General features: G+C 64.5%; 25 protein-coding genes. 8 read left to right on the top strand and 17 right to left on the bottom strand.

Annotated features, from left to right (window positions below):
• Nucleotide 1: 1 nt before the first annotated feature.
• From I3253_RS02875 to I3253_RS02865, 3 genes are read right to left on the bottom strand one after another with little or no spacing between them, the layout of a single operon-like run.
• Nucleotides 2-934, bottom strand: a complete 933-nt coding sequence (locus tag I3253_RS02875) for a Gfo/Idh/MocA family protein (RefSeq protein WP_197916110.1) — start codon at nucleotides 932-934, stop codon at nucleotides 2-4.
• A complete protein-coding gene (locus I3253_RS02870) occupies nucleotides 928-1719 on the bottom strand; it encodes an SDR family NAD(P)-dependent oxidoreductase (protein ID WP_197916109.1) in 792 nt (263 codons plus the stop codon). Before I3253_RS02870 ends, I3253_RS02875 begins: the two co-directional genes overlap by 7 nt.
• Nucleotides 1719-2432 (bottom strand): acylneuraminate cytidylyltransferase family protein, encoded by a 714-nt coding sequence (locus tag I3253_RS02865; protein ID WP_197916108.1) that lies wholly within the window; start codon nucleotides 2430-2432, stop codon nucleotides 1719-1721. The genes I3253_RS02870 and I3253_RS02865 overlap by 1 nt, the downstream gene beginning before the upstream one ends.
• Nucleotides 2433-2579: 147 nt before the next feature.
• On the opposite strand from I3253_RS02865, the gene I3253_RS02860 reads away from it, so the two are divergent.
• Both I3253_RS02860 and I3253_RS02855 read left to right on the top strand, forming a co-directional pair.
• Entirely contained in the window at nucleotides 2580-3461 is an 882-nt protein-coding gene (locus I3253_RS02860) for a lysophospholipid acyltransferase family protein (protein WP_197916107.1), read from the top strand.
• 136 nt (nucleotides 3462-3597) lie between these two features.
• Nucleotides 3598-3777 (top strand): hypothetical protein, encoded by a 180-nt coding sequence (locus I3253_RS02855; RefSeq protein ID WP_197916106.1) that lies wholly within the window; start codon nucleotides 3598-3600, stop codon nucleotides 3775-3777.
• A gap of 2 nt (nucleotides 3778-3779) precedes the next feature.
• On the opposite strand, the gene I3253_RS02850 is transcribed toward I3253_RS02855, so the two are convergent.
• Nucleotides 3780-4496 carry an RlmE family RNA methyltransferase gene (locus tag I3253_RS02850; RefSeq protein ID WP_197916105.1) on the bottom strand — a complete coding sequence of 239 codons (717 nt, stop codon included), beginning with the start codon at nucleotides 4494-4496 and terminating at the stop codon, nucleotides 3780-3782.
• A 38-nt stretch (nucleotides 4497-4534) separates the two neighbouring features.
• A complete protein-coding gene (locus I3253_RS02845; RefSeq protein ID WP_197916104.1) occupies nucleotides 4535-5647 on the bottom strand; it encodes a Ppx/GppA phosphatase family protein in 1113 nt (370 codons plus the stop codon).
• A 260-nt stretch (nucleotides 5648-5907) separates the two neighbouring features.
• Here I3253_RS02845 and I3253_RS02840 point away from each other — a divergent pair, with 260 nt between their 5' ends.
• The 3 genes from I3253_RS02840 to I3253_RS02830 are packed head-to-tail and all read left to right on the top strand — an operon-like array spanning nucleotide 5908 to nucleotide 8234.
• Complete coding sequence (locus tag I3253_RS02840; RefSeq protein ID WP_197916103.1) at nucleotides 5908-6204, top strand: virulence factor; 297 nt, start codon at nucleotides 5908-5910, stop codon at nucleotides 6202-6204.
• Between the two features lie 29 nt (nucleotides 6205-6233).
• On the top strand, nucleotides 6234-7160 hold the full coding sequence (locus I3253_RS02835; protein WP_197916102.1) for a methylenetetrahydrofolate reductase: 927 nt from the start codon (nucleotides 6234-6236) through the stop codon (nucleotides 7158-7160).
• Nucleotides 7161-7172: 12 nt separating this feature from the next.
• The gene (locus I3253_RS02830) at nucleotides 7173-8234 is read left to right on the top strand and encodes a methyltetrahydrofolate cobalamin methyltransferase (RefSeq protein ID WP_197916101.1); all 1062 of its coding nucleotides are present in this window, start codon (nucleotides 7173-7175) and stop codon (nucleotides 8232-8234) included.
• 252 nt (nucleotides 8235-8486) lie between these two features.
• Here I3253_RS02830 and I3253_RS02825 read toward each other — a convergent pair whose 3' ends face one another.
• Nucleotides 8487-10088, bottom strand: a complete 1602-nt coding sequence (locus tag I3253_RS02825; RefSeq protein WP_197916100.1) for an AMP-binding protein — start codon at nucleotides 10086-10088, stop codon at nucleotides 8487-8489.
• A 112-nt stretch (nucleotides 10089-10200) separates the two neighbouring features.
• On the opposite strand from I3253_RS02825, the gene cls reads away from it, so the two are divergent.
• Nucleotides 10201-11610: a cardiolipin synthase gene (gene cls, locus I3253_RS02820; RefSeq protein ID WP_197916099.1), complete on the top strand. Its 1410-nt coding sequence runs from the start codon at nucleotides 10201-10203 to the stop codon at nucleotides 11608-11610.
• Here the strand turns inward: cls and I3253_RS02815 are convergent.
• Nucleotides 11561-12430 carry a YihY/virulence factor BrkB family protein gene (locus tag I3253_RS02815; RefSeq protein ID WP_197916098.1) on the bottom strand — a complete coding sequence of 290 codons (870 nt, stop codon included), beginning with the start codon at nucleotides 12428-12430 and terminating at the stop codon, nucleotides 11561-11563. The genes cls and I3253_RS02815 overlap by 50 nt on opposite strands.
• Nucleotides 12431-12880: 450 nt before the next feature.
• On the opposite strand from I3253_RS02815, the gene I3253_RS02810 reads away from it, so the two are divergent.
• Complete coding sequence (locus I3253_RS02810) at nucleotides 12881-13642, top strand: hypothetical protein (RefSeq protein ID WP_197916097.1); 762 nt, start codon at nucleotides 12881-12883, stop codon at nucleotides 13640-13642.
• Nucleotides 13643-13902: 260 nt separating this feature from the next.
• Here the strand turns inward: I3253_RS02810 and I3253_RS02805 are convergent, their stop codons facing one another.
• From I3253_RS02805 to I3253_RS02780, 6 genes are all read right to left on the bottom strand, one after another.
• Nucleotides 13903-14910, bottom strand: coding sequence for an AraC family transcriptional regulator (locus I3253_RS02805; protein WP_197916096.1), 1008 nt, complete (start codon nucleotides 14908-14910; stop codon nucleotides 13903-13905).
• 76 nt (nucleotides 14911-14986) lie between these two features.
• A complete protein-coding gene (locus tag I3253_RS02800) occupies nucleotides 14987-15568 on the bottom strand; it encodes an amino acid synthesis family protein (RefSeq protein WP_197916095.1) in 582 nt (193 codons plus the stop codon).
• A complete protein-coding gene (locus I3253_RS02795; RefSeq protein ID WP_197916170.1) occupies nucleotides 15561-16403 on the bottom strand; it encodes a UPF0280 family protein in 843 nt (280 codons plus the stop codon). Before I3253_RS02795 ends, I3253_RS02800 begins: the two co-directional genes overlap by 8 nt.
• 2 nt (nucleotides 16404-16405) lie before the next feature.
• Nucleotides 16406-17803 carry a 6-hydroxynicotinate reductase gene (locus tag I3253_RS02790; protein WP_232236876.1) on the bottom strand — a complete coding sequence of 466 codons (1398 nt, stop codon included), beginning with the start codon at nucleotides 17801-17803 and terminating at the stop codon, nucleotides 16406-16408.
• Nucleotides 17804-18029: 226 nt separating this feature from the next.
• Nucleotides 18030-20756: a molybdopterin-dependent oxidoreductase gene (locus tag I3253_RS02785; RefSeq protein ID WP_197916093.1), complete on the bottom strand. Its 2727-nt coding sequence runs from the start codon at nucleotides 20754-20756 to the stop codon at nucleotides 18030-18032.
• Entirely contained in the window at nucleotides 20753-21595 is an 843-nt protein-coding gene (locus I3253_RS02780; RefSeq protein WP_197916092.1) for an FAD binding domain-containing protein, read from the bottom strand. Before I3253_RS02780 ends, I3253_RS02785 begins: the two co-directional genes overlap by 4 nt.
• 111 nt (nucleotides 21596-21706) lie before the next feature.
• On the opposite strand from I3253_RS02780, the gene I3253_RS02775 reads away from it, so the two are divergent.
• Nucleotides 21707-22141, top strand: a complete 435-nt coding sequence (locus tag I3253_RS02775) for a MarR family winged helix-turn-helix transcriptional regulator (RefSeq protein WP_197916091.1) — start codon at nucleotides 21707-21709, stop codon at nucleotides 22139-22141.
• A gap of 82 nt (nucleotides 22142-22223) precedes the next feature.
• On the opposite strand, the gene I3253_RS02770 is transcribed toward I3253_RS02775, so the two are convergent.
• The 4 genes from I3253_RS02770 to I3253_RS02755 are packed head-to-tail and all read right to left on the bottom strand — an operon-like array spanning nucleotide 22224 to nucleotide 25490.
• Nucleotides 22224-22919, bottom strand: a complete 696-nt coding sequence (locus tag I3253_RS02770) for an ABC transporter ATP-binding protein (RefSeq protein ID WP_197916090.1) — start codon at nucleotides 22917-22919, stop codon at nucleotides 22224-22226.
• Nucleotides 22919-23626, bottom strand: a complete 708-nt coding sequence (locus tag I3253_RS02765; protein ID WP_197916089.1) for an ABC transporter ATP-binding protein — start codon at nucleotides 23624-23626, stop codon at nucleotides 22919-22921. Before I3253_RS02765 ends, I3253_RS02770 begins: the two co-directional genes overlap by 1 nt.
• Nucleotides 23623-24567, bottom strand: a complete 945-nt coding sequence (locus I3253_RS02760) for a branched-chain amino acid ABC transporter permease (RefSeq protein WP_197916088.1) — start codon at nucleotides 24565-24567, stop codon at nucleotides 23623-23625. Before I3253_RS02760 ends, I3253_RS02765 begins: the two co-directional genes overlap by 4 nt.
• Nucleotides 24564-25490 (bottom strand): branched-chain amino acid ABC transporter permease, encoded by a 927-nt coding sequence (locus I3253_RS02755; protein ID WP_197916087.1) that lies wholly within the window; start codon nucleotides 25488-25490, stop codon nucleotides 24564-24566. Before I3253_RS02755 ends, I3253_RS02760 begins: the two co-directional genes overlap by 4 nt.
• Between the last annotated feature and the right edge of the window lie 69 nt (nucleotides 25491-25559).

Genomic DNA, 25559 nt, shown 5'->3' with positions numbered 1-25559 from the left:
CTCAGCCCATATCCATGTCCACCACACCCGAAAACCTGCGCGCCTCCCAGGCCCGCGCGATCATCAGGCTGGCGTCGCGCATCCGGTCAAACCGCGGGATCAGCGGGTTGCCCGACCCCGCAAGCCCCCGCACCAGCGCAAGAAAGTCGCGCATCATGTCCATGAACATGTCGTTGCGGTCAAAGTCATAGCGCCGCACTTGCGTGCCCGCCGCGTCTGCGATCCGCATCTCGGGCACCAGGAAATCCAGGTCGATGATCTCGTCCCGTCCCCGCAACGCGGCCCGGCGCACCGACACCGGGCTGATATAATCCATCGCCACGCCGCCCACCGCCGAACCGCTGGCCAGGCTCAGTCGCGCCGCGAAATCCACGCCCGGAAACGCACCATGTCCCACCGCGTCGCAGCTGCGCAGCCCGCAGTCGGGAAACAGCGCCATTGCCATGTCGATCTCGTGGCACAAATCCAGCAATACACCGCCGCCTTCCGGCTCGGCCGCATAGCTCCCCGCAAAAGACCAGTTCTCGCGCCATTGGCGCACGTCATGCCCAATCTCAAAGGCAAACCCGTATATCTGCCCCAGATCCCGCGCCGCCAGGTCGCGTACCGCCGGGTGGTAGCGCATCATGAAGCCCACCATTGACCGTTTGGCCACCGGTGTCCCGGCCGCGTGAATCGCTTCGGCCTGCGCCACCCGCCAGGCCAGCGGTTTTTCCGCATAGAAAGGCCAGCCCCGCGCGGCGCACATCTCGATCAGCTCCAGGCGGATCGGCGTCGCGGTGGCGATCACCACCGCCTCGATATCGCCGCGCGCCTCGAACGCGGCCCGCTCAAACCCGCGCCAGCCGATCAATGCCACCTTTTCACCCAGGGATTCCAGGTTGGCCGCGTGGCGACGCCCGATCGATCCGGCGCCGATGACCGCGATCACCACGCCGAAAAACCCCCGTCCACATTCACCATCTGCCCGGTCATATGCCCGGCCTGCGCGCTGGCAAGGAACAGCATCACATCGGCGATCTCGTCAGGCTGCGCCATGCGGTTCTGCATGATCAATTCGCCCACACGGCGCTGAAACTCTTCGGAATGCCCGTTGAACACCGCGCCCGGCGCAATCGTGTTCACGGTCGCATCGCGCCGCGCCCAATACCCGGCCAGCCACACCGTCAGCCCGTGAATCCCCGCCTTGCTGACCCCATAAGCCGAGAAATTCTTGAACGGCATCCCGTCATAGATCGGGTGATGCGCACCGTTCAGCGCATACATCGACGCCACATTGATCAACGTGCAGGGCCATTTGCCCACGATGTCGCGATCCATCTGGCGCGCCACCATGAAGGCGCCGGTCAGGTTGGTGCGCAGCGTGCGTTCGAAATCCGCCACACTGGTGTCTGCAAAATCGGGAAACGGCTTGCCCGCGCCCATCAGCATTTCGCCGGTAATGGCGGCATTGTTCAGCACAACATTCGGATTCCAGCCATCCGCCATCACCCGTTTGAAGATTTCAGTTACCTGAGCTTCATCCCCTACATCCATGTGATAAAATGCAAAATTTGGATCATTCCCATGCCGCTCCATCAGCCCGTCGGCCCGTGCCCCCTCAAGATCGGTGGCCACCACCCTGGCCCCGCCCGCCAGCATCCGCCGCACATAGGTTGATCCCAGCACGCCCCCCGATCCGGTGATGAAAACCGTGCGTCCATCCAGTTGCCTGTCCATTATGCTCTCCTGGGGGTCTGGCTCAGATATTCCTGCATCAGGAACTCTACAAGCTTGAAATCAAAGGGTGAATCGATGTCCACACATCGTTCGGCGGGCATTTCGAACGGGATCACACGGCCCTCGTAGATCGTTTCCGCGCGCCGCAGATAATGCGGATCCACCACATAGGTGCTGGCCGCATGTTCATATACCCTGGGCGCCGCCTGGCGCGACCACACGCCGCCCGGCAAGGGTTTGGACACATGCAGCGCGCCGGTTTCATCCGGCTCGACCAGATTGAAATAGGGGTTCTTGCGCGCCTCGCACACGCTCATCACCATGTCGGGCTTTTCCGCAAAGAACAGATCCAGCGCGCCCTCGATGTCTTCGGGCGCGCGCAACGGAGAGGTACAGTCCAGGTCCAGAAACGCCGTCACCGCCTGCCCGGCAGCGGCCTGCCCGGCCTCCAGCGCGTGTTGCCACACGCCCCATTTGGGCGCCGCATCCGTGGCCAGATGCGCCGGGCGCAGCCCGATCTCCAGCGCGCCCTTCTTCACCGCATGGGCGTATATCTCTTCATCATCGGTCGACACCACCACGCCGTTCACGCGGTCGCTCTCCAGCATCTGGTCCAGCGACCAATCGATCAGCGGCTTGCCGCACAGATCGCGGAAATTCTTGCCCGGTACCCCCTTGGAGCCCTTGCGTGCCCCGATATGCCCAAGGATCATCGCCACCGCCTCTTTCGCATTGCGCCTTGTTCCAGTTAAATTGCCCCCCGGCATGTTGCAACCGCTAAGCGGGGCTTGCCCTTGCGCGGCATTCATTCGCAGACTACATCTCGCCCATCCGCTCACGAACCGGCGACCCTGCAATTCATGCCCAGCACTCTTGAAAAGATCGGCTACCGGATTTCCGACACCGCCATTCGTGGCTTTCTCGGCGCCATGCGGCTGTTGCCCTATGACACCCGCCTGCATGTCACGGGGCTGTTCGGCGCCCATGTTCTGGCCCCGCTGACCGGCGCGCGGCGCCGTATCCGCAAGAACCTCGCGCTGGTCATGCCCGATCTCTCCGGTCAGGACATCCGCCGCCTGACGCGGGCGGTACCCTACAATATGGGCCGCTCCGCGATGGAGCATTTCTCTCCCGATGAATTCGCCGCCCGCATCCGACAGATCGACATCGAAGGCCCCGGCCTTCAGGCGCTCGAAACCGCCCACAAGAACGGGCAAGGTGCCCTGCTGGTGACGGGGCATTTCGGCAATTACATGGCGGTGCGCGCGGCCTTCGTGGCGCGTGGTTACAACATGGGCGGCCTTTATAAACCCATGTCCAACCCCTATTTCAACGCGCATTATGTCACCGCCTTTTTGCGCCACGGCGAGCCGATGTTCGAACGCAGCCGGCGCGGCATGGCGGCGATGGTCAGGTTCCTGCGCAAGGGCGGGTGGGTCGGCATCGTGCTGGACCAACGCATGAACGATGCCCCGATCCTGTCCTTCATGGGGAAACCGGCCCGCACCTCCTTGTCGGTGGCCGAACTGGCGCTGAAATACGATGTGCTGGCCATTCCGGCCTATGGCATCCGCCAGCCCGATGGCAATTACCGCATCGTTATCGAAGCCCCGATCGCACCGGACACCCCCGAGGCGATGACCCAGGCTCTCAACGACAGCCTCGAAGCCCAGATACGCGCCCACCCCGAGCAATGGATGTGGACCCATAACCGCTGGAAAAACGCGGGCAACACGGTCTGACCGGATTTCGACCAACCGGCAGCAGCCCCAATCACCTAAAAATCACCGCATTTTCGTAAGAATATCGCCATGGCGCGGTGTCATGTTGACATCGTGACCCCTGCTCGCCGGTCACGGCTGCCAATGGAGACTTCCCATGAAACACGTGCCCCCTCCGGCACAGGCCGCGCCACGCCATGCCCGGCTGTTCGAACTGATCCGCCAGGAAAACCTCGCGCAGGAACGCACGTCACACGCCAAACCCCGCGCGCCGGTTGGATCCGTGTCCGAATTCCTGAAACAATCCGCAGCCGCATCGCTACGAAAAAAACATTAAGTTCAGCCGCGAAATCCCCTTGCCACAACGAATTTTTCAGAACTGTCTGCGCGTGATGCGGGTGGTTTGACATTCGCCACGCTGGTGAATTTCTGCTTCAACAGCTTTTGCAACTCGCCCTCGGCGCCCCCGGCCAGAACCTTGGCCACAAACGTGCCACCCTCTTCCAGCACATCAAAGGCGAAATAAGCCGCCGCCTCGCATAGCGACATGATGCGCAAATGGTCGGTCTGCTTGTGCCCCGAACTTGACGCCGCCATGTCGCTCATCACCACATCGGCCTTGCCGCCCAGCCAGTCTTTGACCTGATCGTCGGCGCCCTCATCCATGAAATCAAGCTGATGAATCTCGCATCCCGCGATCGGCTCCACCTCTTGCAGGTCGATGCCCAGGATGCGGCCCACCTTCTTGCCGGATTTCTCGCCCAATGCGTTCACCCGCGGCACCGCCACCTGACACCATCCCCCCGGCGCACAGCCCAGATCCACCACCCGCGCGCCGGGTACAAGAAAGCGAAACTTGTCATCCAGTTCCATGATCTTGAACGCCGCACGCCCGCGATAGCCCTCGGCGCGCGCCTGTTGCACATAGGGATCGTTCAACTGGCGCTGCAACCAGCGGGTCGAGCTAAGCTTGCGCCCGCGCGCCGTCTTGACCTTGACGGTCAGGTCACGCCGCCCGCGTCCCGATGTGTTCTTGCCGGTAGGTTTCTTTGCCATTTCTGTCGTCCCGCGTCAGTCCTGCGCGCCTCATACCCTTAATACGGCCCGTCTTCCAGCACCCCATCGCGGCTCATCTGCGCATAAAGCAACCCTTCACGCAGCCCCCGGTCCGCCACCGACAGCCGGTTCGTGGGCCAACACCGCAGCAGCGCCTGCAAGATCGCCGATCCGCTCATGATCAGCGCCTGACGGTCCTGCCCGATGCGCGGATCGTTGCGCCGCCCGATCGGGCCAAGATCCAGATAGCCCCGGATCACCTTGTCGATCTGGTCACTGGTCATGCGCAACCCGTCAACCTTGGTCCGGTCATAGCGGCGCAGCCCCAGATGGCTTGCCGCCACCGTGGTCACGGTGCCGCTGGTGCCCACAATCTGAAAGCCCTCGACGGGCGGGTCGTCCTTGTAGGGGGTAAACTCGGCCAGATTTTCCTCAAAGAACCAACTCATCAGCGCAAAGCGCGCCGCATCGTCCTCGACATCGCGGAACTGATCGCGCAGCGTCGCCACCCCCAGCGGCACGCTGATCCAGTCCACCACCTTGGCCGCCGGAAACGGGCTGTCAGGCGTATGGAACCCACTATGCAGCCGCATGATCGCGCGCGGCCGTTCCAGCGCGGGCACCGCGCTCAGATCAATCCACACCAGCTCCGTGGACCCGCCCCCGATATCCACCACCAACAGGTGTTCGGTCTTGGTGCTGACCAGCGGCGCACAGGAAATCACCGCCAGCCGGGCTTCTTCCTCGGGCTGAATGATCTCAAGGCTCAACCCGGTCTCACGCCGCACCTGCCGGATGAAATCGCGGCTGTTGCCGGCCCGCCGGCAGGCTTCAGTCGCCACCAGCCGCATCCGCTGCACCTTGTGGCGCTTCAGTTTCTGCTGACAGATACGCAGCGCCTGGATCGTGCGCCGCATCGATCCGCGCGACAGACGCCCGGTGCTTTCCAGCCCGGACCCGAGCTGAACCGATTTGGAAAAGCTGTCCACCACATGAAACTGGTTGCCCTTGGGTTGGGCAATCAGCATGCGGCAGCTGTTCGTACCCAGATCCAGCGCCGCATAAAGCTCGCTGGGATCGGGCGGTTTCGGCGCGGGGCTCTCGACCGGTTTCAGGAAGGCGCCCGCACCTCTGGGACGCTTGGGCGCCATAACTCACGCCCTCCATTTCGTGTTGCCTTCAACCTAGTCGCTTGCCCCCACCCGCGCAATCCCCGCCGAACGCGCGGGCTCATCTTCTTCTTGCGAAACTTTCAACCCCTGCCCTGTGGTCAAACCCTGCCGCCCCCCGTTAGAAACGCCCTCATCGCGGGGCACTGTCGCTCCAAGCCGACCACTTGTCGAAAATGAGCAAAACGCTTTTCGCTCTCTGCCCTAGGACTGTCTTACCAAAACCGGAGGAATCAGCCCCCATGCCTGACGTCACCATCGTCTATTGGCGCGACATCCCCGCCCAGATCATCGTGGGCAAGGGCCGTCGCGGCGCCAAGAAGCAACTTGCCGAACGCTTTGAACAGGCGATCGACAGGGCGGCGATGAAGGTGGGCGCATCCCAAACGGATGCCTACCTGGCTGAATGGCGCAAGGGCGAACCCTACCCGGTCGAGGGCGATCCGCACGCCGTTGTCGAAAGCGAAACGGCGCGGATCGAAGCTGAATACGATCAGGCCCGCCTGAAGGCGCTGATCGACAATGACGGCCGGGCATGATCAAACGCCCCTCTTTACTGGAGTCCGCGATGGCTTTGTTGAATTTCAAGCGCAAAGGCGACGAGGCAAAACCCACCTCCGCCCATGTCGAGGCCTTCCTGCAAGGCTACTCGATCGAGGTGATGCCCCGCACCGCCGCCAAGATCGAGGATTTCCGCGCCCTGCTGCCCGCCGGCACCCGCGTCTATGTCGCCCATATCGAGGGCACTCCGATCACGGAAATGGTTGAAACCGCCAAGCGCATCGCCGCCGAAGGCTATGACGTGATGCCGCACTTCCCGGCCCGCATCATCAAGGATGCCGCCACCCTGGAAAACTGGATCGCCATGTACCAGGGCGAAGCGGGCGTGAAACAGGCGCTGCTGCTGGCCGGGGGCGTGCAAAAACCGCACGGCGCATTCGACTGCTCCATGCAGCTTCTGGAAACCGGCCTGTTCGACAAGGCCGGGTTCACCCGCCTGCATGTCGCGGGCCACCCGGAGGGCAACAAGGATATCGATCCCAAGGGCGGAACCGCCAATGTCGATGCCGCGCTGCGCTGGAAACAGGATTTTTCGAACCGCACAGATGCCGACATGGCCATCGCCACCCAGTTCGCCTTTGATGCCAAACCGATCATTGCCTGGGCCGACAGCCTCAGCGCGGCGGGCATCGACCTGCCGATCCATATCGGTATTGCCGGCCCGGCCAAGTTGCAAACCCTGATCAAATTCGCCATCGCCTGCGGCGTCGGCCCCTCGCTCAAGGTTCTGCAAAAACGCGCCATGGACGTGACCAAGCTGCTGTTGCCCTATGAACCCACCGAGATCCTGACCCAACTGGCCGATCACAAGGCCGCCAACCCCGGCTTCAACATCGAGCGCGTGCATTTCTTCCCGCTGGGCGGCATCAAGACCAATGCCACCTGGGCCATTGAAAACGGCGGTGCCTCCGGCACCCCGGCCAACCCGCAATAACAAGGACCAACCATGACCCGCACTGTCGTCGAGTCCCAGACCAAGACCGCCATCATCGGCTTTGACGAGCCCTTCTGCGTGATCGGCGAACGCATCAACCCAACCGGGCGCAAGAAACTGGCCGCCGAACTGGAAGCGGGCGATTTCTCGACCGTGGAACAGGACGCGCTGGCGCAGGTCGCCGCCGGGGCCTCCGTTCTCGATATCAACGCGGGTGTGGTTTATAATTCCAACCCCAACCCGAACGAAACCGAACCGCCCCTGATGCGCAAGATCGTCGAACTGGTGCAGGGGCTTGTCGACGTGCCGCTCTGCATCGATTCCTCGGTGCCCGGCGCGCTGGAGGCAGGGCTGGAAGCCGCCAATGGCCGCCCGCTGCTGAACTCGGTCACGGGCGAGGAAGAGCGGCTTGAACAGATCCTGCCCCTGGTCAAGAAATACAACGTGCCGGTCGTGGCGATCTCCAACGACGACACCGGCATTTCCGAAGACCCTGACGTGCGCTTTGCCGTAGCCAAGAAGATCGTCGAACGGGCCGCCGATTTCGGAATTCCGGCGCATGACATCGTCGTCGATCCGCTGGTCATGCCAATCGGCGCCATGGCCACCGCCGGACACCAGGTCTTTACCCTTGTGCGCCGCTTGCGCGACGAACTGGGCGTCAACACCACCTGCGGCGCCTCCAACATCTCTTTCGGCCTGCCCAACCGACACGGCATCAACAACGCCTTCCTGCCCATGGCCATGGCCGCGGGTATGACCAGCGCGATCATGAATCCGGTGGCGCTGCCCGTCGGCCCCAGGAAACTGGCCGAAAAAAGAGCCGAGGTCGAGGCCGCCGGGATCATCCTGCCTGCCGATATGGACGATGAAACCTTCTGCCAGATATTCGGCATCGGCTCGACCAAACCGCGCGCCGGCAAGGAGATGGAGGCGATCCGCGCCGCCAACCTGCTGACCAACAACGATGCCCATGGCGGCGACTGGATTCGCTTCAATCAGCCAGCCGGGTCCGCCGGGGCCGAGGGCGCATCGCGAGGCCGTCGTGGCGGCGCCCGCCGCCGCCGCGCCTGAGAACTCGACGAAAAAACAAGGCCGGGCCGCCAAGCGACCCGGCCAGGTCACAGCGATTGCCGCTCATGGTTCAACGTCGCCCTATTTGGCGGCGCGGGCGCTTTTTGAGTATTTTTGGAACACTGAAAGCAGCGCGCGCGCCATATCTTTCATTGTTCCGCAAATACTCCGGGGGTTTGGGGGCAGCGCCCCCATTCCATTCAGGACAAACACGCCTCACATCCATGCCAAGGCATCGATCTTCGCAGAGTATCAACCGCGTTTCTTCCGGTCTCTGAAATCATGCGCACTGTCGGTGGCGGCCTCCCCCGGCGCAAACATCGCGTGTTTCTGGATTTTCTGTGTACCTGTCACCGGAATGTCATCCAGAAACCGCACCCAGCCGGGCGCCTTGTAATAGGTCAATCGTTCGAAGCACCACGCGAAAAGCGCCTCCGCCATGGCCGCATCCCGGGCGCCGTCCACCTGCACACAGGCCATCACCTCCTCGTCGCGCATCGCGTCGTCCACCGCGATCACCGCCACGCGCAAAACACGTGGATGTTCCTGCAAACAGGCTTCGATCTCTGCCGCGGCAATGTTCTCTCCGCTGCGCCGGATGATGTTCTTCTTTCGGTCGACAAAGCAGATCATCCCGCTGTCATCCATCACCACCGTGTCCCCGGTGTGAAACCACCCGCCCCGCCACGCGTCTTCGGTGGCGTCCGGCAGGTTCAGATATCCCGAAAACGCGCCACGGCGCGGGGTGTCGACGCTGTGACGCAGCACCATTTCGCCAGGAATCCCGCGCGGCTGTTCGTGGCCCGCGTCATCCACCACGCGCACCTCCAATCCCTGCACCGGCCGTCCCATGGCGCGCGTGTCCACATGGCGCGGAGGATGACAATCGGCCAGGATGCGGCACATCTCGGTCATGCCCCACACCTCGATCAGCGGAAAGCCGAACCGGTCCTCAAAGGCGCGATGCAACGTCGGCTCCACACCCGCGCCCACTGCAAATTCGATGTTGTGGTGTTTTTCGAATTCTTCAGGCGCGCGGTTCATCAGCGCCGGAATGATGATTCCCAGGTAATGCGCCACGGTGGCCCCTGTCTCGACAATCTCGCGCCACCAGGCGCCGGCCCGGAACCGTTCGGGAATGATCTGGGTGATACCCTGATCGATCGCGCACATCGTCAACAGGATCGCCGCGTTCACATGGAACAGGGGCAACGGGCAATACACCCTGGAGCGTCCGGCATCAAACCGGATCAGCCCACCGCGCGATCCGTACCATTGCCCCATCTCGATCTCATAGCCATGGCTCATGATACAGCCCTTGGGCCGCCCGGTCGTGCCGGAGGTATAGATCAGGCTGGCCTCGCTCGTCCCTGTCACCGGCCCGGCCTGTGGCGGCGCTATCGTGGCCTTGGGTAGATCCGGCAGGTCCGCCGCCATCTCCGACAACGGTACCGCCCGTCCGCTTTGCGCGATCCCCTGCGCCATCAGCTCCGCCAGGTCCGGTGCAGCCAGGGCCAGCACCGCATCGCTGTCTTGCAACAGATAGGCGATTTCGGCAGGCCTGTAATCGGGGTTCACCGGAACCCAGCTTATCCCGCGCGCCGCCAGCGCCAGCTTGACCAGCAGCATCTCGGGCCGGTTGCCAAGCAAGACCGCGACGCGATGCCCGTGCCCGTATCCCGCCGCCGTCAGCCGTTCGGCCCAGCCGGCCACCACCTGCGCGGCCCCGTCAAAAGAAATCGCGTACCCGTCAGGATGATAGCCCCGCCCGGCATCCGCCGGCACCACAAGAAACGTGGTTTCGCCATGTGCCTGCGCGCGTGAACTGAAAAAAGCGCCGATCGTGTTGCTCATTGCCCACTCCCTCGATATCGACACACCATAACCGGCCCGCGCCCGCGCGCAATCCGCCTGGCTTTCCAGTCCCGGCGCAATCGGCTAGCCTGCCGCGAAACAGGAGGCGCTCGTGGCATCGATTTTTGTGTTTCTCTTTGTCCTGGCCGAGGCGCTGGCGGTTGTCCTGGCCTTTCGCGCCATGACCTGGTCACGTACGCCACAGGGCGCGGTCGCCTGGGTCGTGTTCCTGATATCAGCACCCTATATCGCCATTGTCAGCTACCTGTTCCTGGGACATTCGCGCATACGCGGCTACGTAGTGGCCCGCCGCGAATACGAGGAAATCCTTACCGGGGTCGAGGCCGCCCGCGTGACATTCCCTCCCAGATGCGACGGCCGTACAGAAGGGCTTGCCGCGCTTGAAACCATAGCGGCAAGTCCTGTCCTGTCGGGCAACGGGTTCGAGTTGCTGGTCAACGGCGATGAAACCTTCGATGCGATGTTCGCGGCGATTGACGGCGCGCAAACCTATATCCTGTTGCAATCCTATATCATCCGCGACGATCAGATCGGCCGCGATCTGAAAACCCGCCTGATTGCGGCCAGGAACCGCGGCGTGCAGGTCTATGTCCTGTATGACTCGATTGGCTGCTCGCGCCTGCCCAATGCCTATGTCAAGGAGCTCTCGGATATCGGCGTCCGCATCTATGACAGCAACGCCCTGCGCGGCCCGACCAAGCGGTTTCAGTTGAATTTCCGCAACCATCGCAAGACCCTTGTGGTGGACGGGATGACCGGGTTTACCGGCGGGCTGAATATCGGTGACGAATATCTGGGGCGCGACCCCAAGGTTGGCCCATGGCGCGACACGCACTGCCTGTTGCGCGGCCCGATCGTGTTGCAGTTGCAACTGGCCTTTTGCGAAGACTGGCACTGGGCCACCCAGGAATACCTTTATGATCAGATCGACTGGCCCCGCGAAGCGGCCCCCGAAAGCCGCGACGCGTTGCTGCTGACGTCGGGTCCGGCGGACGAGATGGAAACCGGAAACCTGTTTTTCAACACCACGATCTCCACCGCACGTCGCCGGATCTGGATTGCCTCGCCCTATTTTGTGCCGGACCCCGACATCATCACCGCACTCAAGGTGGCCGCGCTCAAGGGGCTGGACGTGCGCATCCTTCTGCCCGCCAATGCCGATCATTGGGTCACGTGGCTGGCCGCCTTCGCCTATTTCGATGAATTGCGCACCGCCGGGGTGCAGTTCTGGTTCTATGAGCCGGGCTTCATGCACCAGAAGGTCGTGCTGATCGACAATAGCCTTGCCTCGGTGGGCACGATGAATCTCGACAGCCGATCCTGCCGGCTGAATTTCGAGGCGGTCGCGATATTCCTGGATTCGACCGTGGCCGAAGATATCGAGATCATGTTCAAGGAAGATTTCGCCCGCGCCTATCCGCTGGAAAAGACCATTATGGAGCAGCCTGTGTTCATTCGCCTTCTGGCGCCGTTTGCCCGCCTTTTCGCGCCCCTGCTGTAGTGGCGCGCCGCCGGTCGAACAGGCTTCCGTTGAACTCGGCGCCCAGCACGAATATCGCCGACATCATGTATAGATAGATCAACGCCGTCATGATCCCGGCCAGCCCGGCATAGGTCACGGAATAGGTGGAAAACTTGCTGAGGTAAACCGCAAAGCCCTTTGACGCCCCCCACCACAGAACCACCGTCAGCACGATCCCCGGCGCAAGCGAACGGTCGGAATGGCGAATGCCGGGCAGCCACTTGTGACAGGCATAAACCGTAAACAACAGGACGGCCGTGGTCACAAGGGTGCGGAACTGCCCGCTGCTCAGGATCGAATTGCTCAGCCACGGTACCCATTCTTCAAAAAAGAGAAGCGCCAGCGGAACCGCCACACTCAGCGCCCCCACCAGAACAAAAAGCGCCGTGCCGCCCAACACGAAAACCAGCGCCAATAGCCGATTCTTCCAATAGGGGCGCGGATCGTGATCGCGATAGGCGCTGGTGATCACCAGCCGGATCGCCTCGATCCCGTTGGACGCGAACACAACCGACAACACCGCGCCCAGCGTCAGCGTGGTCGATCCATGTTCCAGAACCGCCTTCAACTCGTCGGCAATCGGCGCCGCAATCTGTTCGGGCCAGGTACCCAGCACGAATTGCACAAGGTCATCCACCTGCGTGTCCGCGCTCAGAACTCCGGCCAGGGCCAGCGCAAAGATGCAAAACGGGAAAACCGCCAGCATCACCGCCAAGGTAACATGACTGGCGCGCACGAACCCACCCTTGTCGGTAAAGCGCTGCACCGCCTCGATAAATGTCTTCCAATAAAGCTTCATTCACGCGATCCCGTGCCCGGCCCCACCTTGCGGTGCCCCGCCGCGATCCGTCAAGCCACCGTTCCGCCCCTTGCGTCAGCTTCTGCAAAAAACGGATCGCCTTCTCCAAAGTCCGCGCGCCGCCCGATCCCCATTTCCCTGACAGAGAGGCACAAGGCCCAGGGCCAGAGCGCCTCTCGCCAGACACAACACGGATAACCGGCCCCGCCCCTCCTCCGTTTCTCGTGTCGGGGCCGGCAGACGGAGCCTTTCTCCTGACCTTTGGGAAAGGCGCCGCCGGACCATCAGCGTCCGCCACTCACGGCAAAGGTCGGTGCCGGCCCCACAGATGCGGGGTCGGCACATCCCGAACGCCCGTCATGCCGGGTGCCCGAGGCGGCGTGCGCCCCGGACCGTTTTCTCCTCCCTCCGGTCCGGGGCGCCCCGCAATCCCAGAATCAGGAGACCGACATGACCCGGGATTACAGTCAGTCATCGCCGCTCGGCCCGCTTGTGGGCAGTGCGCGCACGGCACGGCTCTATGGCAGGGCCGTCGGCAGCGGTCCAGCCGGCGCGACCGCCTTGATCCTGCCCAGTCTGGAATGCGACCCGCCTTCGGACCGGTTTGCGACCGCCGCCCAGCTTTTCACGGCTTTTGGACATGGCACGCGGCGCAACGTATGCCATCTGCAATGGGATCGGCATTGGTGCCGCGGGGGTGGAGAACGGTTCAGCCCTCTGGTGCGTGATCTTGACCGGGTCGTGACCGGGGGATTGCCCGATACATCCGGCCCGGTACACCTGGTGGCGCTCGGCTCGGGCGCACTGGTCGCACTGAAATGGTTCACCCACCGGCAACGCGAAAAACAACCCGCCCCGGCGCTCAGCCTGTCGCTGATCGCCCCCGCCCTCAGCGTTGCCGGACGCCGGCCCCGCACCTCGCTGGCGCATGTCACCTGCCCGGTCTTTCTGGCCGTGGATCATGCCAACCGCGGGGCAAGCCAGATGGATGTGCACATGCTGGCCACGCGCCTGCCGGATCGTCCTCATCTGGTGGTCGCGCAACCGGGCACGCGCTATCTCGAACCGCACCCGCCATCCGCCGCCGCGATGCACTCCGCGGCCAGCGGCGTCACCCTGGCCGGATCGTGGCGCCATCGTTGGGCCGACTGGCTGGCCCAACGCGAGGGTCGGGCCGCCGCCGTCAACACGCGCTCGGCGCGCGGCCACTAGGGTCAGGATCCATTAATCCTGCGCCACTGGTTTGACAGATTTGCTGTCTGACTACGTACAATGCCGCAGGAATAGTGGTTCTATTTCAAGGCATTGAAAGGACGTCAGGCGGCAAATCCGTCAAATCCGCAGGACGCCAAATCCACTTCATCTCAGCGGCTTGGCACGCTTGGAAATAGAGCCACTATGTCCGGCGCGCGCCAAACCCCCGATATTTCGTGGATTTGGCGCCAGTGGTGCAGGATTAATGGGTCCTGACCCTAGGCCATCAACCCCGCGTGCCGTCTGACCTTTAGCGGCGTCTTGCCAAACCAGCGGCGAAACGCCTGATTGAACGCGGTCTGGTCCGAATAGCCCACCGCCAGCGCCACTTCGCCCAGCGGCAGGTCGGTCTGTTGCACCAGGGCCAGCGACCGGCGGCGGCGCTGTTCGTCCATGATTTCGCGGAAATTCGTGCCCTCCTGCTTCAGTCTGCGCTGAAGCGAGCGGGGTTGCATCTTCATTGCCGCCGCCACCTTGTCCTGCGAACACACGCCCAGGGACAGTTGCCGGAACACCTCCAGCCGCACGGTCTCTGCAAAAGGCACGCCCTTTTCCAGTTCGATTTCGGCCAGATAGCGCCGGATGATCGGGTGAAAGGCGACATCCTGTTTTTTCAGGCGCAGGTCCAGAATGTCCCGACGGAACAGAAAGGAATAGCTATTGCCGCCATAGCGCACCGGGCAGCCCAGTTCGGCGGCAAGATGGTCCTTGCCCAACGGCGCCGCAAACATCACCTCCGCCGACAGAATATCCGGCGCCCGCCCGGCCAGGTCGCGCAGCACGTTGCGCCCCATCACCAGCGACATCTCGCGGGCCTGGCGCGGTCGCGTGATCGACACGGGCGCATAGATCACCTCGGCCAGTCCGTCCTCGGGGATTTCTCGCAGCGAACTCACCGCTCCGTTGGTGTGCAGGAACTGAAACCGCAACAGGGCCAGCGCCGCCGTGCGCACTGTGGTTTCCATACGAGTCACAAGGCTCACCACGCCCAAGGTATCCAGCGAATGCAGGCGGGCCAGCCGGATACCCAGATCCGGCATCTTCCAGGTGCGCGCGCAATCCTCCAGGATCATGCACATGTCCTCGAAATCAACCTCGGTTTCACAGGCCCGGAATATCGAACTGTCCAGGCCATAACGCGCCAATATCGGGGTCAGATCCTGTTTTTCGCGTGCCGCGATCTTGTCCAGCCCCTCCAATACCGATGCCCGGATATAACCTGCCACCTGAACGCCCCCGTCAAATTCATTTACCCAATGCGGACAGGATAAACCGCCCCGCCAGTCAGCGCCAGTGCCGGCCTCAGCGCAAACCGTCGGCGCCGGTCACGTCTTCGGCCTGCAAGCCCCCCATACGGTGATGAATGCGTCCGCCCCGGCTCATCGCCAGCGCAAACAGCAATTCATCCGCCTTCGGTCCATCCGGAACGCCCACCTCCATACCGTCGAAATGGCTGCGCACATAGGCCGCGTTGATATGGCCCAGCGGAATGTCGATCCGCGTGCCCACCCCGCCGATCTTCATCGACGAGGGCACAATCGCCTTTGCCTCGCCCAGCCGGGCGCGCATGGCATAGCCACCGGGCACGTGCCACAGCGCCGTATGTTCCAGTTCGCCCCCCTCCCCGGCCAGCCCGGCCTTGCCATAGCCGTCGATACCCGCGATCCCGCCCATGGCCTCGATCAGCCGGTCGGTCATCTCCAGCCCCAAAGGCTTCAGATCCTCCATCGCCGATTGCAGATCCTCGACAAAGCGCCCCGCAAACGGGTTCTTCACCAGCGCCACAATCGCCGCGCGCCGGCGCGGGGTGTCGGCCGCCGGGCCGCCATCGTGATGGATGTCCTCCACAAAAACCATCGTCTTGCGCAGGGTGAATTCAGGCATGTTCCGCCTCCTTCCGGTCAAACAAAAGGGCATCTGCCCCACAATGGCGCGTTGCACCGTTCAAACACAGCCACGCGCCCTCGATCAGCCCGCGCGCCTTGCAGGTCTCGGCATAGGCCGCTCCCGCCGCAAGCGCCGCGCCCACGTCTTCATCGCGCAATGGGCCCACACCAGTGGTCACGCGCCGCGCCCCCAGATCGCTGTCGGGCCATATGTCAACCGCGCGGTCGCGAGTTATGGCGGGATGCCCGGGCAGGTTTACATGGTTGGCGATCAGCGTCGCCGCCACATCCGCCTCTGCGGCGCTGGCGGCCAGTACTGTCACCGCATCGGCAATGCCAAATGACAGGCTGCGCCCCCGCCAACCCGATGTCGCCACCCCGCGCACCGGGCTGAGCGAACCAATCCGCGTGCGGACGCCACCGCCAAGTTCCGCCGTCAACCCGTGCCCCTCGCCAATCACCAGCGCCACATCGCCGCCGTTGTTCACATAGGCCGTGTCGATCCCGCCAACCTGCGCGATCACCCGCGCCATTTCATCCGCCACCGCACCCGCCACCGCGGCCATCGGGGTCACGAATTCCGGCAGGAACCGGGCAGACACCGCCCGCATCCGCGCCGCCACCGGGCCCAGCGGGCCTTTGCATTTTTTCACGGGCTGGCGCAGCATGTCCAGATCATCAACCAATTCCTGCAAAATGCCATCAAACCGCGCCACCACCGCGCGCAGCGCTGCTTCGCGCCCTGGCCCGGTTACATCGACAATCAGGTCAATCGGCCCGTGATGCAGATGCAGCCGCCGCCCATCGCCCAGCAATGCCGCCTGCGCCCCCACGCTCAAGGGTCCTCGCCCTTGTCGGGCACCGCGCGCATGTCCTTGCCGTATTCGCCGCCATGTTCCAGCACATCCTCCAACGAGCGCACCGCGCCGTCATGCCCGCCAAGCGCACGGTATTCCTCGCGCGGCACGGTAAATTCCAGCGGCGCGACAATCGCCGGGGTGGGCACATAGCCAAAGGAATTGTCGGGCATCCGCGTGACATCCGCCATCAGCGTGATGCCGCCGCCGGGCCAGACATAGGCCTCGGCCCCACCCACCGTCACACAGGTGCGCCGCGCCTGCACCGACCGCGTCAGCCGCACCGGGTTTTTCGTCACCCCCGAACGCAACGACCCGCCAGCACCCCCCATGAACATCACCGTGCACAGGGCGGGCTCACAATTCTCGGCAATCAGATCCACCGAAGGTTTCAACGCGTGCGGCAACGGGCGTTTTTGCGGCACAAGATCATCGTCCAGCACGTAATAGCCGTATTGCTCGCCCGTGGTGGACACCATCAACAGCGTCAGACCGGGCCGCGCGCCCTTTTTGGGCAGCCAGTCCCCCAGAATGGTCAAAGGATCCTCGATATCGGTGCCTCCCCAACCCAGTCCCGGCGCCGCCACCTGGAAATACCGCCCCGGCGTTGAACGTCGGCCCTTGACGCGAATGCCGGTATCGGGCCAGCCCAGCACCTTGCCCGCCTGATGCTCGCTGACCACGCCGGTGATGTGATCATCCACCACGACCACCTCGTCCACCAGCCCCTGCCACTGGCTGGCGAACATGCCGATCGTGGCCGAACCGCATCCCACACGCATCCGCTCTTCGCGATGCCCATCGACGATCGGCGCCTGCCCGGCCTGCACGATCACCGTCGCGCCCCCGTCCACCGCCAGCTCCACCGCCTCTCGATTGCACAGCCGCATCAGCACATCGCAGGTAACGCGCCCCTCGGGCTTGGAGCCCCCGGTCAGGTGATCCACCCCGCCCAGGCTCATCATCTGGCTACCATATTCGCTGGTGATCATCAGCCCCACCGCCTCGCCCGCATGGCGCACCACCGCGCCCTCGTGGCCCAGATGACGGTCCGTGTCGATCTTCACCTTGACCCCGCAATAACTGAAGATCGCCTCGGTCACGACGGTCACGAAATCCGCGCCATCCACCTCGCGGCTGACAAGAAAGGGCGCGGGTTTGTAATCGGGATAGGTGGTGCCCGCGCCCACCGCGGTGACAAACAGGTCATCCATTTCCAGCCGCCCGTCCCAATCGGCCTGCAAGAACGGGCGCAGCTCGCGCCCATCCGCAATGGCCCGGTCCAGCACGGTCAGCGGATCACAGCGCACGATCCGCCCGCCATCATTGGCATAGCGGTCACAGGCGCCGATCCTGCCCTCGGCGATGTAGCACATCACCGGGCAGGCATCGCAGCGGATCTTTTCCTCGCGCACGCGTTCGCTCACCGCACCACGCCTCCCACCAAGCCATCGCGCCGCGGTGACAGCGCCCGCCCGCCCCCACGGCGGGCGCTTTCAACGCCGCAACCATATGATCCCTCGCGACTTTCACGACCCGAGCCACGCGTTTCACCGCTCCGCCAAAGCGCCCATCCGGGCGAGCGCAGCCACCGCTCACCGCTCATGACTCCGCCTCCCGTATCGCCGCCAGCACCCGGTCGGGCCGCGCCGGCAACCGCGTGATCCGTGCTCCGCAGGCATGGCGGATCGCGTTCAAGATCGCCGGTGCCGTGGGGATCAGCACATGTTCGCCCAGCCCCTTGGCGCCCATCGGCCCTTCGGGGTCCGGCACCTCGATCAGGATCGAGCGGATTTCGGGCATGTCGCCCACTGTCGGGATCAGATAATCATGCAGATTGTCCGTGCGCCCCGGCACATATTCCTCCATCAGCGCAAGCCCCAGCCCCTGCGCGATTCCGCCCTCGATCTGCCCTTCGGCCAGTTGCGGATTGATCACCCGGCCCAGATCATGCGCCGCCACCATGCGCAGCACCCTCACCGTGCCCAGCCTTGTATCCACCTCCAACTCGGCCATCTGCGCGCCATACCCATAGACCGCATAGGGCGCGCCCTGCCCGTTCTCGTCCAACGCCTGCGTCGGCGGATCATAGGTTTCCTCGGCCACCAGCACATAGCCCAGCGGCCCCACCGACAGCCGGGCCGGCTCCACCACCGCGCGCCGCGCGCCATCGCTCACCACCAGCGTGCCGTTCTCCAGCGCCAGCCGCGCGCCATCCCCCATATTGGTCAGCGCCAGTATCCGAGCACGCAACGCCTGCCCGGCGCGCAACGCGGCATTGCCCGTCACCACGGTCTGTCGGCTGGCAGAGGTCTTGCCGCAATCGGGCGTCTGCGCGGTATCGGCATCCACCAGCTCCAGCGCATGCACCGGCAGCCCCAGCGCATCCGCCGCGATCTGCGCAATCACCGTGTTGGCGCCCTGCCCGATATCCATTGCCCCCTGATGCAGCCGCACCGCGCCCGCCGGGGTCACGCCAATACGGATCGTCGAGGGGTTGGGCAGCGCCGTGTTGCCACACCCATACCAGCAACTGGCCACGCCCAGCCCCCGTCTCATGTCGCCACCTTTCGCATTGAACGCCGCCACCCGCGCCGATCCGGCGCGCCACTCCTCCTGCAATGCCTCCAGACAGGCCGCGATGCCAACGCCCTGCAACACCTGTCCGCATACGCTCGCCTGCCCGTCGCGCAGCGCGTTTACCCGGCGAAACTCCAGCCGATCCAGCCCGACCGCATCCGCCAGTTCGTCAAACATCGTTTCCTGCAAGATCGCCGCCTGCGGCACGCCAAAGCCGCGAAACGCGCCCGCCACCGGCCCGTTGGTATGCACCGCCCGCGCCTCGGCCCGGTAATGGGGCACCTTATACGGCCCCGACGCATGAACCGGCACCCGCACCGCCACTGTCGGCCCCCAGCTGGCATAGGCGCCGGTATCAAAATCCCCGTCAAACCACATCCCGCACAGGCGTCCGCCGGCATCGGCACCGATCCGCGCGCGCATCCTGGCAGGATGGCGTTTCGTGGTCGCCGCCATGCTCTCGCGCCGGGTAAAGACCATGCGCGCCGGGCGCCCGGTCTTCAGCGTCACCAGCCCGATCAGCGGTTGCAGCGACAGGTCCAGCTTTGCGCCAAACCCGCCCCCCGTGGCCGCAGGGCGTATCCGCACCCGCCCAGGCGGCAGGCCCAGCACCCGCGCCGTGTCATCGCGGTCCATCACCGGCGCCTGTGTGCAGGCCCGGATATTCAGAACATCGCCCTCCATCCAGGCAACACCGGCCTCGGGCTCGATATAGGCATGTTCCACCCAGCCGGTCTCGATCTCGCGCGCCACCACATGCGCCGCCCCGTCCAGCGCGCCCAGCGGATCGCCGGTCCTGACATGCCCCTTGATCAGCACGTTGCCCGCGCGATCCGCATGTATCCGCGCTACGCCGTCGCCTTGCGCCGCACACGCATCCTCCAGCGCCTCCCGCGGCTCCCATGTCACCGGAAAGTCGCCGAATTCCAGCGCTTCGATCACCTCTGGCGCACCGGCCACCACCGCCACAGCCTCGCCGCGCATCCGCGCCACACCATCGGCCAGCGCCGGCTGATCGGCAAAGGCCGGGATCACGCTGAACCGGTTGTCACCGGGAATATCAGCGGCGGTGAACACCTCCACGCCATGGCGCGCGGACCAGGCCGCCAGATCGCCAAAATGAAATCCCGCATGGGCATGGGGCGATCGCACCGCCCGCACCAACAGCGCGCCCTCGGGCACCTCGTCAGCCCCGAACCGTTCGGTCCCAAGCACCTTGGGCACACCGTCCAGCCGCTCGACAGACGCGCCCACCGCCGCGCCCCGCCCAGGCACCGGACCAGACGCCGCTCCGGCCACATCCATCACCGCATCCACGATCCTGGCATAGCCGGTGCACCGGCACAGAACGCCCCCAAGCGCCTCCTCCACCTCGGCCCGCGTCGGGGCCGGGCTGCGCCGGATCAACGCCGTCGCCGCCATCAACATGCCTGGCGTGCAAATCCCGCACTGCGCCGCCCCGTGGCGCAGAAAGGCGCGCTGCAACGCATCAGGCCCCCCCGGTCCCAACGCCTCGACAGTTTCCACCGCGCGCCCCGCCGCCTGGGCAACCGGCATCAGACAGGCGCAAGTCACCGCCCCATCCATCAGCACCGAACAGGCCCCGCAATCGCCCGCGTCACAGCCCACCTTGGTGCCGCGCAAACCCAGATCCTCGCGCAGCACCTGCGACAGCCGCCGCCCCGGCCCTGCCGAAACCTGGCAAGGGGTTCCGTTCACGATCAGCGGAATACCCACCTCGTCCTTCATGACGCCCCTCCGGCAATTTCCCGCAAGGCCCGCCGCACCAATTCGCCCGCCGCCGCGCCGCGATAGCCCGCCCCGGCGCGCATGTCGGTGATCGGATCCAGCGCCGCGCCAATTGCGGCCGCATCCACCGCGCCCGCCGCCCTGGCCAGGGGCAGCCCGGCAAGCGCCGCCTCAACCGCCGGCAGGCGGCGCGCCACCGGGCTGCACGCGCCCACGGCAATGGCCGCCCTGTCGATACGGTCCTGCGTCAACACCACACGCACGGCCACCATGGCAATCGAGATCACCATATAGCGGCGCGCGCCCAGCTTCAAAAACCGGCTCTGCCCATCTGCGCCATGGCGCGGCACATGCACCGCCAGCACCATTTCATCGCCCGCCAGTGCCGTCTGCCGCACCCCGGTCAGAAAATCCTCCAGCCGCACCCGCCGCCGCCCCCGAACCGAGGCCAGTTCGACCTCCGCCTCCAGCGCCAGCAACGCCGGCACGCCATCGGCGGCGGGCGAGGCGTTGCACAGGTTGCCGGCCACCGTAGCGGCATTCTGGATCTGCACCGACCCCACCTCGCGCGCGGCCGCCCGCAACATGTCAAACCCGCCCGGCAAGGGCGCGCGGGCAATCTCCGCCCAGGGGGTTGCCGCGCCAATCCGCCAGCCCTCGGCCGTCGCCTGCACTCCGCGCAACGCGTCAAGCGCGGTGATGTCCAGAACCGGCCCCGCCAGTTCCGGCGCGTCCGTCGCCGCAAACAGATCCGTGCACCCGGCCGCAATCGTCACCCCGCCCCCGGCCAATACCCACAGCGCGTCTTCGAGGTTGCATGGGCGGTGATATATCCCCATTCTGGCCTCCCACCCTGTTTCCGGGGTGATCCATATTGTTTGTACGCAAATGGATTTTGCGGCACCGTACAAACCCTGTCAACAACAGCCGCACAACCCAAGGACACCGCGATGACCGCGCCCGCCGCAACCGACCCGATTGACTATAAACTGGACGATCAGGTGGGCTTTGTCATGCGCCGCGCCAACCAGCGCCACCTGGCCCTGTTCGCCAGCCTGATCCCGGAACTGACGCCCACCCAGTTCGCCGCCCTGGCCAAGCTGTGCGAACTGGGCGAGATTTCCCAGAATGCCCTGGGCCGTGCCACCGCGATGGATGCAGCCACGATCAAGGGGGTGGTCGATCGGCTGCGCCGCAAGGGCTTTGTCGCCGACAAGCCCGATCCGACGGATCAGCGGCGGCTTTTGCTCAAACCCACCGCCGCGGCCTGGGCCGCCTATGACCGGCTCCTGCCCCGCGCCCAGGAGATCACCGCATCCACACTCGCGCCCCTGACCGAGGGCGAACGGGCGGTGTTCCTGCTGTTGTTGCGCAAGCTGACCTAGGGTCAGGACCCATTAATCCTGCGCCAGTGGTGCAGGATTAATGGGTCCTGACCCTAGGGCACGCCCCCCCTGCGAAACCGCGTCACACCCCCAGATGCCGCTCGACAATCGCGTGATCGGCGCGCAGCGCCTCGGCCGGCAGGGTCTCCAGGTTGCGGCCGTTCTCGATAAAGGCCACCCGGTCGGCGACACTCAGCACCGCGTCCACACGCTGCTCCACCAGCAAAACGGCAACCCCCCGGTCGCGCATGACTGTGATCACCTGCCGGATCGCCTCGATCATCGACGGTTGCAGCCCTTCGGTCGGTTCATCCAGCAACAAAACCGACGGCTGCAAACACAAGGCCCGCGCGGTGGCCAGCATCTGCTGCTCCCCGCCCGAAAGCGTTTGCGCCCGCTGCGACCAACGCTCTGCCAGCCGCGGGAACAGCGCCAGAACCCCGTCCAGAACCTCCGGCCCGCCGCGCCGCACCCGCAGGCCGATTTCCAGGTTCTGCGCCACGGTCAATTCGCCAAACAGCCGCCGCCCCTGGGGCACATACCCCACACCAACCGCGGGCACCTTGTGCGCCGGCAGGTCCGACACCGCCGTCCCATTCACCACAACCCGCCCCGACATCAGCGGCAAAAGCCCCATGATCGCCTTCATCGTCGTGGTCTTGCCCGCGCCATTGCGCCCCAGCAGACACAGGATTTCCCCAGGCGCCACGCTCAGCGATACATCCCTCAGCACCTGCGCCTTGCCATAGGCCACATTGATCCCGTCCAGTTCCAGCATCACCCCGTCCCCAGATAGGCCGCCTGCACCGCCGGGTTGGCGTGAACGGCCTCGGGCGGGCCTTCCGCCAGCACCTCTCCGAAATTCAAAACCGTCACGATATCAGCGACTTCCATGACCACGCTCATGTTGTGCTCGATCAAAAGAATCGTCGTTGTCGCCTTCAGGTCGCCAATCAATGCCTTGAAGTCGGCGATCTCCTGATCGGTCAGCCCCTGCGTCGGTTCATCCAGGATCAGCAGCCGGGGCGCCTGCGCCAGCCCCATGGCGATCTCCAGCAGGCGCTGGTGGCCATAACTCAGGTCTCCGGCGTTCTGGTCAGGGCGCTCGTGCAGCCCGACACGGCCCAGCACCGCGTTGACAACCGGCGCCACCTCTGCCCCGGCCACCCGACGGCGCGCCGCAAGCGCGACGTTTTCGAACACGCTGAGATTGGCAAAAACCGACGTGATCTGGAACGTATAGGCCATGCCCAGATTGATGCGCCGATGCGCCGGCAGATGGGAAATGTCCTTGCCGCCGAACATCACCCGGCCCGAACTGGGCAGGATGCGGCCACACAACATGCTCACAAACGTGGTCTTGCCCGCGCCATTGGGCCCGATCAACGCACGTACCTGCCCCTCCGGCAGGTCGAAATCCACGTCATGAACGGCGCGCAACCCATCAAAATTCCTGGATAAACCCTGCGTTGACAAAAGCGTCACGGCAACCACCTCCAAACCCGGTTGCGCAGCTCCCCCGCCAGCCCCTGCGGCGCGAAAAGCGTCAACAGCACCAGCGCCACCCCCGCAATCAGCATATAGGCGGTGGTCAGCCCGGAACTCAGGTCGATCAGATAGAACATGAACAGCGTGCCCAGAAACGGCCCGATCACCGTGCCCGCCCCGCCCAGCAAGACCCAGAGCAGCGGAAAGATAGAATATTGCACAGACGCGAAACTGGCCCCCACATAGCCGAACAACAGCCCGTAACTTGCGCCCGCCATTGCGGAAATCGTTCCCGACAACACCACCGCGCCCAGCTTGTGGACAAACACGTCATAGCCCAGCATCCGGGCGCGTTCCTCGTTTTCGCGAATGGCGATCAACACCCGGCCAAAACGCGTCCGCACTAGCCACAGGTTGATCAGCATGGCCAGCCCGAACACCAGCAGCCCCGCGAAATACCGGTTGGACGGATCGCTCAGGTCGATCCCCGCCATCACCCGTTGCGCCTGCTGGATGACAAACCCTTCATCGCCCCGCGTATAGGCCCCGAAATACAGCACGGTCAGGTATCCCGCCTGCGCAAACATCAGCGTCACGATCATAAAGGCCACGCCCTCGGTGCGCAGCGCCAGCACCCCCAGCGCCGCCGCCACCAGCGCGCCGGCGATCACCCCGGCCATCAGCGCCGCAAGTGGCGCCGCGCCGGTCTGATTGACCAAAAGCCCCATGCCATACATCCCGGCGGCAAAGAACAGCGCATGGCCAAGGCTCAGAAGCCCGGTATACCCGAACAGGATATTGTAACCCACCGCATAGGCCGCCAGCACCATGATGCGGGCAAGGTTGCCGTGATGATAGGCCGGCAGCACGAACTGCAACGCGAACAACAGCGCCAACAGCCCCAGATGCAGCCCCAGCGTCTTGCGCCCGTCCCTCATCGCGGTCTGGCTCCGAACAATCCCTGCGGGCGGAACACCAGCACCAGCGCCACCAGAAGCGTCGCCAGGATCTTGGCCAGCGTGGGCGAGAAAAACACCGAGATGATTCCGTCCGACAGCCCGATCAGCACCGCCGCCAGCACGGTGCCCGGCAGGCTCCCCAGCCCGCCGATGATCACCACGATGAACGACAGCAAAAGCGGGTCGCCCCCCATCAGGTAATGCGCCTGCTGGATCGGCACGATCAGCACCGCCGCCAGCGCCGCCAGCCCGGCGCCGATGCCAAAGACCAGCGCATAGACCCGCTCGACCGGGATGCCAAAGGCCAGCGCCATGTCGCGGTCCAGCTGCGTGGCGCGCATCAACAGCCCGATTCGCGTGCGCGCCATCAACGCCCAGACCCCCACCAGAACGCCCCCCGCGGCGGCAATCACGCCCAGCTTGTAACTTGTCGTGCTCAACCCCCAGGGCCAGTAAAGCCGCGGTGCGCCGTCGGCGAATTCGACCCAGGGCAGCGCCAGCCGCGTGTTGAAAGGCGGCGTGACGGGACGCGCCTCCGGCCCATAGGTCATAAGCGTAACCTGCTGAATGATATATAAAATACCAATTGTCGCCACGATGGTCCGCTCGGGATCATAGGCGATCCGCTTCAGGATCGTCATGTCCGCCGCCACGGCGATCCCCGCCACCAGCACCGGCACCAGCACCAGCGCCATTGCAAACCCCAGCGCCGGATGCCCGCCAATCAAACCAGTCACCCACCAGGCCAGCACCGCGCCCAGCATGAAGAACTCGCCATGCGCCACGTTGACCACGCGCATCACCCCAAAGACCAGGCTCAGCCCCACCGCCGTCAATGCCAGCACCGCCGCCGTGACCGCGCCCTCCAGCGAGGCCAGCATCAGATAAGGCCCGATTTCCATGAATTGCCCCCGCCTCGCCTGAAATTCCAGCTATCTCAGTGTTTTACCCGGCCCAGTTTATGTGGGCCG

This window comes from Thiosulfatihalobacter marinus (genome assembly GCF_016019955.1).
In the GTDB taxonomy this organism is placed as follows: Bacteria; Pseudomonadota; Alphaproteobacteria; order Rhodobacterales; family Rhodobacteraceae; genus Shimia; species Shimia marinus_A.
This window is presented reverse-complemented; position numbering and strand designations above follow the sequence as displayed.